This window comes from Aerococcus sp. UMB1112A (assembly GCF_030230715.1).
Classification (GTDB): domain Bacteria; phylum Bacillota; class Bacilli; order Lactobacillales; family Aerococcaceae; genus Aerococcus.
On sequence record NZ_JASPDS010000031.1, the window covers coordinates 1 to 10,218 of the forward strand.

2 protein-coding genes and 3 pseudogenes are annotated in these 10,218 nt (G+C 32.8%); all 5 read right to left on the reverse strand.

Annotated elements, in window-relative coordinates; genetic code table 11:
- Positions 1-1,127 (reverse strand): annotated as a pseudogene (locus QP860_RS10040) (helicase-related protein); the annotation flags it as partial.
- A gap of 88 nt (positions 1,128-1,215) precedes the next feature.
- The gene (ltrA, locus tag QP860_RS10045; protein WP_284912725.1) at positions 1,216-2,886 is read right to left on the reverse strand and encodes a group II intron reverse transcriptase/maturase; all 1,671 of its coding nucleotides are present in this window, start codon (positions 2,884-2,886) and stop codon (positions 1,216-1,218) included.
- A 576-nt stretch (positions 2,887-3,462) separates the two neighbouring features.
- Positions 3,463-5,649 (reverse strand): annotated as a pseudogene (locus QP860_RS10620) (helicase-like domain-containing protein); the annotation flags it as partial.
- A 209-nt stretch (positions 5,650-5,858) separates the two neighbouring features.
- Positions 5,859-7,467: pseudogene (locus QP860_RS10625) on the reverse strand (winged helix domain-containing protein); the annotation flags it as partial.
- A 2,257-nt stretch (positions 7,468-9,724) separates the two neighbouring features.
- Positions 9,725-10,218: DNA cytosine methyltransferase (locus QP860_RS10055; protein WP_284912728.1), on the reverse strand; the 494-nt coding region annotated here is incomplete at its 5' end.

Sequence of the window (10,218 nt, forward strand, 5' to 3'; positions counted from 1 at the left end):
CCTAAAGCTTGTTTAAAATCTTCTTCATCTACTGATACCAGATCATCAAAACTTGACATCTTTATGGCTTCAGTCATATCTTTAAGAGCTTGTGAATTAGATATATCTTCATCTACAAAAGATTCTGTTCTAATAGCAACATTATCTACATACTGAGTCCATGTTTTTTCTTCCAAATTTACCTCATATTGAATCGAGTGCTTACCATCTGGTGTTTCTGTATAGGCAAGTCCTATATGGCTTAAATCGGGATATAGTTTGTCAAAGTCATCATAGCTATTAGATTCTGAAAACTCGTAGTTAGAATAATCAACTATCGCCCTCTTTAAATTTTCTAATAGTGGTGATTGGTTTTCTAATTCTTCTACTTCTCCCATATCTAAAAGTTTATTAATCTCAGCTAGTCTTAGTGTCTTATCCCTTAACTCATCAGCTTTTTCAAATGGTTTAGTTAATTCTACTTTGGCATTTTCTAAAGATTCTTTATAGTTTTCAAGGTTTTGATATAACCTCTCAAGTCTTGCAGGTATTTTTTCAATAGCATTATCAAGTCTTGTTATATTACCATCAGTAGAGTTTGAAAACTCTCCGAAATATTCTGCTTTTCCTAGGAGTTTAAAGGTGTGAGTATTAGTCATAAAGTTATATGAAACTTGTAAGTCTAAATTTCTATATTTACCAATGACCTTGCTATCATTTATCTTTACCTTTTTTATTTCTTCTAATAGCTTCTCTCCGGCTTCTTTCTTATCTAAAATTTTATTTGCACCAAGACTGATTGAAGTGAATTTACTTTCTCCTTCTCCTAATTTCTCAACACTTGCAATATCTTCTTTAACTGCTTGTATTTCCATTTCAGTTTTTAAAATACTTTGAGGATAAATTTTATTTACCTTATCTTCAAGCTTGTATTTATTAGACTTATAGTTTGCTTCAAGCATTTTTAGCTTTGTAACTTCGTTATCTAAATCCATCTTTTCCTTAATTAATGGATTACCAGTCGCTAAAGCTTTAATCTCTGAATAAGATAAGCTTGCCTCATCAACATCTTCCGCAACTCTGACAGGTGTTTTACTTGTCATAATCTGTGAAATGAACTTCTGCTTATTCTCTATTGTCTGGTCGAGTAGGTCGGGGATATTACTATCCCTTTCCCCTCTAAGAACCGTGCATGAGAGTTTCCCCTCACACGGCTCAAGTTTTTATAAGCCCTAATTAAAGAGCCAGCGTGTTTTCTTCATCATTTATATGCAATTTTCTATGACACCAAGGGTGTACTAAAGTTTTAAGGGTAATGTTATTTTGAATTGTTTGATGTACTCTAAAGTCTGTATCAATAGTTATTTTCTCTCCACAAACAGGGCATATTCCATTTTGCGTTTTATACAGTCTATTTATAACTGTACGTCCTTTAAGTTCGTTTCGTATTTTTAACTCTTCTCTTTCTTCAAAGTATATTTGCCAATTTTCATCAAATGGATTTGCTTCAGCTTGTATCTTGGTAAATCTTTTAATATCAGTATCTGTAGCATATTTAAGACGAAGATAGTATTTCTCGCCATTTTCCATTCTGTCACCAGTTGCTACACTGAAAGTCCAGATTCTATTTCCAATGGTATGGAAGTATTTCTTAGCTATCCATTTTCTACCTTTCTTTGGGTGTCTACGAACGCACCAGGTCCACAAGCTTTTATATATTTCATAATCAAGTTTTTCAAAGGCTTTAGATGAAACATTATATTTCTGATAGTTTACCCAACCTATAATGATTGGATTTAGTTTTCTAATCAATATTTCTTGTTTCATTGACGGATTATCTTTTATGATTCGTCTGATTTTATCGACAATAGCCTTGAAGTTCTTATCAGATGGTTTTGTAAGCAACTTATCTTTATACATCCTAATATTAACTCCAAGAAAATCAAAACCGTCATTTATGTGTGTTATGAGTGTCTTTTCCTCTGATAATTCTAAACCTCTTTCAGCCAAGAATTTTACAATGATTGGCTTTACACCATTTTCAAGCAATTCTGCACTTTCCCCTGTAACGATGAAATCATCTGCATATCTAGCAAAGTTAACCTTTGGGAAATATGTTTTCTTATTTACTGTTCTTCTATGGTATTTCTCTTTGATTGCTTTTTCTAAACCATCTAATACCATATTGGAAATAATAGGTGATATTGGCGAGCCTTGGGGACTTCCTGTTTCTGTTGGAAATAGTTTTTGTTTTTCTATATATCCACACTCAAGCCAGAGTTTTAATAATTTCTTGTTCATCGGGATATTATTTAATATCCATTCATGACTTATATTATCAAAACAACCTTTTATATCTCCCTCAAGTACCCATTTTGCAGATTTCTTTTTATTAAGTGATGTAAAACACTGCTCGATAGCATCTTGTGTACATCTTTTTGCCCTAAATCCATAAGAATTAGGGTCAGCAGTAGTTTCTGCTATGGGTTCAAGTGCAAATTTATATAGGGTTTGCATTGCTCTATCTGTCATTGTAGGAATGCTGAGAGGTCTTTTCTTCCCATTTTTCTTTGGTATATACACTCTTTTAAGAGGCTTAGGTTTATATCCTCTTAAATTTAACTTTTCTATTGCCTTATACTTTGCCTGTGGTGTTAGCCATAATTCGCCATCTACACCACTTGTTTTCTTGCCTTGATTTTCAGTTACCCTCTTAATAGCCAAGGCTTTTGCATAAAATGAAGTTGTGAGTAAATGTTGTAAAGATTTTACCTTTCCGTATTTACTCATTTTCCACGCTTTCACAATACGCATTTGTAGTTTTTTAACATAGCTTTCTGCTAGAGAAAAATCTATACTTTCCCAGTCTTTAGCTCTGTTAGTAGTAGCACACATTTTACTGTTCATTTGCTTTCTCCTTTCAAAAATTCTACAAGTTCTCTTGTGAATAAAAACCAAATGGAAGTCTGCACTCTTTCAAGTTAGGGCAAATTTTGAACCCCTATCCATCTCATTACAAGATGGCATTCGCTTTTTCCATTCTCCTTTACCTGCACCATTATCAGCATTTCTTACGATTTGCCTTGCCTTATGGCAATAGTACAGGCTTACCATGTTTCACTTAATTAACATTGATAACTTAGGCTCTACCTCTCTGCCGGTAGTCTTTTTGTCCGTGTAATCTCACTATGGAAAGGATTATCCGACTACACACCATTTTGGTTCAGGCTTATCAGCAACTTTAGCCTGTTCGCCTTAACGACATTTATCAGTAGTTCACATATGTTAGCCATATTATCAAGCCTCGCTCCCTAACCACCTTGTTGCTGGCAGTTTCGTCATTTCCTCACGGTTTTACCTCAATTAGGGCTACTTTAATATCGGCTTACCACACCTAAGTGCAGTCGATACTCGGCTCAACTAACGGAATAGTTGGTTTGGTCATCACGCCAAACAGTTAAATTAAGCGACTTCATGTCGCACCCATAAATAAGCATCAAAAGTATTTTCTGTTACATATCTAAAGATATTTACCTTATCATTTTCATTACCTTGACGAACAATTCTACCACTTCTTTGCTCTAGGTCAGACGGTCTCCATGGGACGTCTAAATCATGTAAGGCTATTAGTTTATTTTGTACATTTGTACCTGCTCCCATTTTTTGAGTAGATCCTAATAATACTCTTACTTCTCCTCTTCTTACCTTAGAGAATAATTCATCTTTTTGTTTGTCTGTATCTGCTTCGTGAATAAAGGCTATTTCTTCTTTAGGTACTCCCATATTCACTAGCTTATTTCTAATATCATCATAGATATTAAATTCTCCATCTCCTTTTGGTGTCGACATATCTGAAAACACTAATTGGGTCGATGAATTTTCTTTTGTCTTATCCCAGATCGAAAATATATTTTTAACGCATACATTAACTTTTGAATTAGGATCATCTGGAAGTAGTGGATTTATTAATCTTTGGTCAAGGGCAAGTTTTTTACCATCATTAGTAATCTTTAGCATATTATCTTCTGTTGGCTCTACTTGGTTATTTCTAACTGCGTCAGCTCTTTCTGAAATAGCTTCTAATATTTCTTTTTGTTCCTCAGTAGGTTTCGTTTTAATAACTTCGAAGTTTGCTTCAGGAACTGGCAAATTTAACATGTCTGATGTCTTTATATCTGCTACTTCTTTAAACATGCTCATCAGTTCTGGCAAGTTATAAAACTTTGAAAATCTTGTCTTTTGCCTATATCCAGTTCCTTCTGGAGATAATTCAAAGGTGTTTTCTGTTTCTCCAAAAGTAGAAGCCCAAGCGTCAAAATGTTCTAATCCTCTTGCCTTTAAATCGTCATATTGAAGGTATCTTTGCATGGTATAAAGCTCTGTCATTGAATTTGATATTGGTGTACCAGTAGCAAATACAACTCCCTTTCCATCTGTCATTTCATCCATATACCTACATTTCATATACATATCTGAAGACTTAAAGGCTTCACTCTGACCGATACCCGCAACATTTCTCATCTTGGTATGCAAGAATAAGTTTTTGTAATTATGAGCTTCGTCTATAAATAACTTATCTACTCCTAGTTCTTCAAAGGTTATTACATCATCTTTTTTAAAGTCATCATTTAGTTTTTCAAGTCTTACCAAGAGTTTTTTCTTTGTCTTTTCTAGTTGTTTTACTGTGAAATTTTCTCCTCTATTTCTTTTATTCTCATCAATAAAGGAAACTATATCATCTATTTGGTCTTGTATATGCCTTATCTGGTATTCCTTAGACATTGGTATTTTTTCAAATTGAGAGTGTCCTATGATGACCGCATCATATTCTCCCGTTGCAATCCTACCAATAAATCTTTTCCTATTTTTAGGTTGGAAGTCTTTTTTATCGGCCACCATAATGTTTGCTGACGGATATAACTGCATAAACTCTCTACCAATTTGAGTGGTTAGGTGGTTGGGAACTACAAATAATGATTTACTTGCAAGTCCTAACTTTTTAGATTCCATAGCAGAAGCTACCATTTCAAAAGTTTTTCCTGCTCCTACCACATGGGCAAGTAGTGTATTTCCACCATAAAGAGTCCTTGCTATGGCGTTTTTCTGATGTTCTCGAAGTCTGATTTCAGTATTCATTCCATCAAAAGTTAAATTAGAACCATCAAATTCTCTATTTCTAATTGAATTGAATTTTTCATTATAAATCTTTTCTAGCCTATATCTTCTATCAGAATCTTCAAATATCCAATTCTTAAATTCTTCTTTAATCAGTTCTTGCTTTTGACTTGCAAGCATAGTTTCTTTTTTATTTAATACAGATGTCTTAGAACCATCATCATTTATTACTTGGTCAAATACCTTTGTATCTTTTAGATTAAGAGCATTTTCAATTAGCTTATAGGCATTTACTCTACTTGTACCATAAGTCATATTTGCAAGCTCATTAGTTGAGTCAACACTTTTGCCTTCAATATTCCATTCACTTGTATGTGGTGAGAACCTAACATTTATATTCCACCTATCATAACCTGGTGTTTTTAAAAGATTAAAAGTAAAGTCTTCTATATCTTTTTGAGGTATCCAAGTTGCTCCTAACCTTACATTTATATCAGAAGCAGTGAGTTCTTCAGGCATAACTTCTTGTAATTTTTCTCTTTGATATTTGAGTTTGCCTAACTCGTTTAATAATGTGTCTTTCTTTTCAGAAGGCGCTAAATCTATTACATTTTCAATTTCTCCGATATATGAATTGAGATAGCCAATTTTCTCTCTGATATTGCCACTTAAATACTCGTCAGCCGATACATATGAAAAATGAAATGGATCGTCATTGTCAAAGTTTTCAAAGGGCATTCTGTTATTTATTAGGTCTGTGTCCTTAATATCTAAAAATATCTCGCCTTCAAGCTCACCAATTAAGGTGTCCCTATCTTTACTTGTGATAGATTCCATATATTCAAAATCTACATATCCCTTTTGTGAAACTGATAAGACTAAGGCTTCAAGGGAAGTATCTACATGGTCTACTACCTTTGCCTTTGTTATTGTTCTTTTTGAAAATATATCACTCTTAGCTTTGAAATTATCCTCATCATCAAGTATTTCTATTGATGATACCAAAGAAAAGTTTGAGTCTTCCTTTAAGGCTCTGGTGTTTGATAAGGAGTTAATAAAGCCATGTTTTTTTGAAAAATTATCATAGATCTCATTTAACTTTGCTTGTGATTCTTTTATTTCTTCATCAGAAAAATCGTCCTTTTGTTTTTCTATTACATCTTTTAAAGCATTCATTACATCAAGGTAATCTTTTATCTTTTCTTTATTTTTATCTGATATATTCTGCTTAATTAAGACTGAGTTTTCTCTTAGGTAGACTTCTTCGTCAATAATAGTATAAGAAAAATTTTTAACATCATCTGTTGCTGGAAGACTTAATTCTTCATCTTCCAATAGTTCGACCTCTTCATATTTTGAATTTGAAGATATTTCCTTACTTGCAAGATCCATTAAATCTTTTAGATTTTCGTCTTCTCTTTCATCACAAGTAATTGTATTTCCAAATCTTCCAGATACTTCTTTCATATCCCCTAATACCATTTGAGGATTATCTACAAAATATTTGTTGTAAGTCAAACCCTTTTTATCAGTTGCTAGATGAATCCAATCGTCATCTCTTTCTATAACTGAATCTCTCTTCTTTAAAAAAATAATATCCGAAGTAACTTCTGTACCAGCAAGTCCTTTAAATGTTGTATTAGGTAGCCTCATAGCTCCTAAAAACTCACATCTTGCATTAATATATTTTCTAACAGATTCATCTTTTTTATCCATAGTTCCAGACGAAGTTATGAAGGCAATAATTCCTCCATTCCTAACCTTATCTATTGACTTTGCAAAAAAATAATCGTGAATCAGAAAGTTATTTCTGTTATATTCACGATCGTTAACTTTAAAATCTCCAAAGGGAACATTTCCTATTACCAAGTCAAAGAAATTGTTTGAGAAGTTTGTTTCTTCAAAACCTTTAATTTGAATATTAGCTTCAGGATAAAGTTCTCTGGCTATTCTTCCGCTTAGGCTATCTTTTTCTACTCCATAGACTTTAGAGCTTTGCATTTCACTTGGCATATTACCAATGAAGTTACCAACTCCTGCAGATGGTTCGAGGATATTCCCGGTCTTAAAACCCATATCTGTTAGTGTCTTATATATTCCATCCATTACTTCTCTAGGTGTATAAAACGACGTTAATGTAGACTCTTTAGCATTCAAATACTCTTCATTTGTTAGATTTTCCTTTAAAATATTCCTTGCTTCAAGCCATTGACCTCCTTTTTCTTCATCAAATACATCGGAAAGACCTCCCCAACCTAAATAGTCAGCAAGATAGGCTTGTTCATACTCTCTTGGACTCCTATTTTCATTTTCAAGTCTTTTGAGCATTTTAATAGCTTTTATATTTTTATCTAGCTTTTCTGATGGAGTTAGGTATTCTGAGTAAATATGATTTTTCAAGTCATAATTTCTAGCAAAACTTAGCCTTTCCTTATTAGGTTCATAGCCTAGATTTTTTAAATCTTCTTTACCTCTCAATAAGTTTTCGGCTGCTTCTCTTGGAACATTGTATCTATCCATCATTTGGTCAATTTCAGGATTGTGGCTATCAATAAAGCTTTCTTGCTCTACTTGTTTTTCAATTTGTTTTTCATGCTCAGATAATTTGTATATCTCATAATTTCCACTATCTAAAAGGTCATCAATCTTTCTACTTTCTTCAAATGTTTCACCCTTATATAAGGGGATTTCTTCTCCATTAACTTCTACTTTAGTTCCTGTTTCAATTAAGTTAATTCCATCAAAGACATTCTCATCTTCTAGAATAAATTCTTTTCCAACTTTTACTGCTAGTTTTTCTGATGTTTGACTTAGATTTTCAAAGATTTCTTCAAGGTATGAATCGTTTCTATATGGAATTACTTCCGAACCCCTAATCATACCTCCCATATATTCCATATTATCTCTGATGGTTACAGTTTTAAGTCCTCCACTTAGTTCATCAAAATCTGTAATGGTAAATTCTTTATCTTTATATCTAACCTGATCACCTATCTTAAATTTAGGCTCTATATTTTCCTTAACTTCTTCTTGTAAAGATTTTTCCTTACTTAGTGCAACTTGCTCTTCTAAATATGAAAATTCACGCTCATTTACTTCTTCACCATCTCCAAGGTCAATCCTATAGTGTTCGACAACTTCTCCATCTATATAGTGGTCAAAATAGAATTTGAAATATCCGATATAATCATCAGTCATTTCTCCAAATTCATTTTCTCCAAGAGTTTGATTATGGTCTTTAACATCAATATCCTTTTGTCTTAGGATATTGATTAAGTCTTTGGTTACTATCTTCCCACTATAATCGGGAACTAATTCGTGGTTTTCATTAAATTCTACAATCCAGTAATCTTTTCTATTTTCAGTGTTTTTATCATCAAAAAAAGAAGCTTCATCAGCTTCCTTTTCTTGGCTTATTTCATTTTCTAGGCTTCCACGTATTCCTTGATTGCCATTTTCTTCACTGTTGCCATCAAGTTGTTCATCTGTCCTTGGTATTCCTCTGGATTCTCTCTTTTCATCTTCTCTGTCAATCCTTGTGCTTTCATCATCTTGACTTTCTCTCTCTTGATATAGTCCACTGCCTGATTCTGAATTTCCTTCAGATGGTTCAAAAGTGTTTTCTCCTCGTACATTTCCTGAAGTTTCTTCCAGTTCTCCATGTCCTCGCTCCCTACTAGGTAAGACAGTCTTAGAACTGCGTATGTCGGATTCGGAAATTTCTTCATAAATTCCAGATCCTTCTCCATCATGTCCAAGGTTTTCTCTTCGATCTTCATTGATATTTCCTCTGTCGCTTCCATCTGTGAAAACTCGTCCATCTCTACTTCTTGACCTATCATCTCGTCTATATAAATCATCTTGACCTCCTCTATTTTCATTTGTATTTTCTATATCTTTATTATAGTCGGCAGCGACCCTTTCTGTCAGCAGCCTAGCTCGATCCATTTCCTTAGATTTTTCTATTGTTTTATCTATAACATCTTCACTAACCCTTGATATTACAAGACCTATCTGTTCTAAAGAAATTGTATTAATCCTAGAAAAATTATTTTTTAAAATTTCCATATCCATAGGATAGACTGTATTAAACCTATTAGCTACCGCATAGGATATTGAGTCTCTCATAAACTTTTCAAAACTAAGTCTATCCTCTATATCTATCCTTAAATCAGCAAGAGCCAAATTAATATATTCATCTCCATAAATTCGACTTAAAGAAAATATATTTTCATTAAGTGAATCACTCGCTTCAAATGAAGAATCTCTTATTATTTCTTTTAAAGCCTCCTTATGGTTTTCGTGGTCAAACTGCCATAAGCTAACCTCATTAATATTCCTATCCATTGATGTGGTTTGACTAATATCAAAAATGTATGAAATTCTTTGATTTACATCACTTCCAACTAAAATTGGAATACCCTTTTGACCTCTCATAACAACTCTTCCAAAATATTTTTTCCACATATCAAAAGTCGCACAAGCTCTAGCTTCAGGTTCTTTGTTGTATATACTCAATTGGCTAGAAAAATCATATTTCTGATTATTGCCTATAACTTTTAAGAGTTTTAGATATTCTTTTTCATCTTGTAACACTTCATACTTTATAGCTTCTTGTATATTCTTAAAATCATTTACTTGCATTTTCTACCTCCATTCTATGAATTTCTTTTATAATCGCCATTAAAATATTAACCACAATAGAATTGCCGGCCTGCTTATATAGTTTACTTGAGGTGCAATTTTTTCTTCTTGGATGTGCTTCTTCTAGTTTATCTATATCATTGTCATCAAAACCCATGAGTCTTAAACATTCTCTTTCTGTTAAATACCTATATTTACCATTTCCAATATCTATTATTCCAGAATTAGGTACTCTCATCTGTTTTGTAGAAATAGTATAAGAAAAATCTTTAATCACTTTGAGTCGCCCTCTAAAACTATTATCTATGCCTTTATTTAAAAATTTCAGCATATAAGGTTGGGTCATTGTGTATAGTTCACTTACATCCTTTTCTAAAAATTCACTTAGTGGTCTTGTTTCTTTCCTCTCCAATTTATTAAAAGAAAAGTTATTTGCTCCAAGACATGAAACAACAAATATCCTTTCTCTTTTTTGAGGTA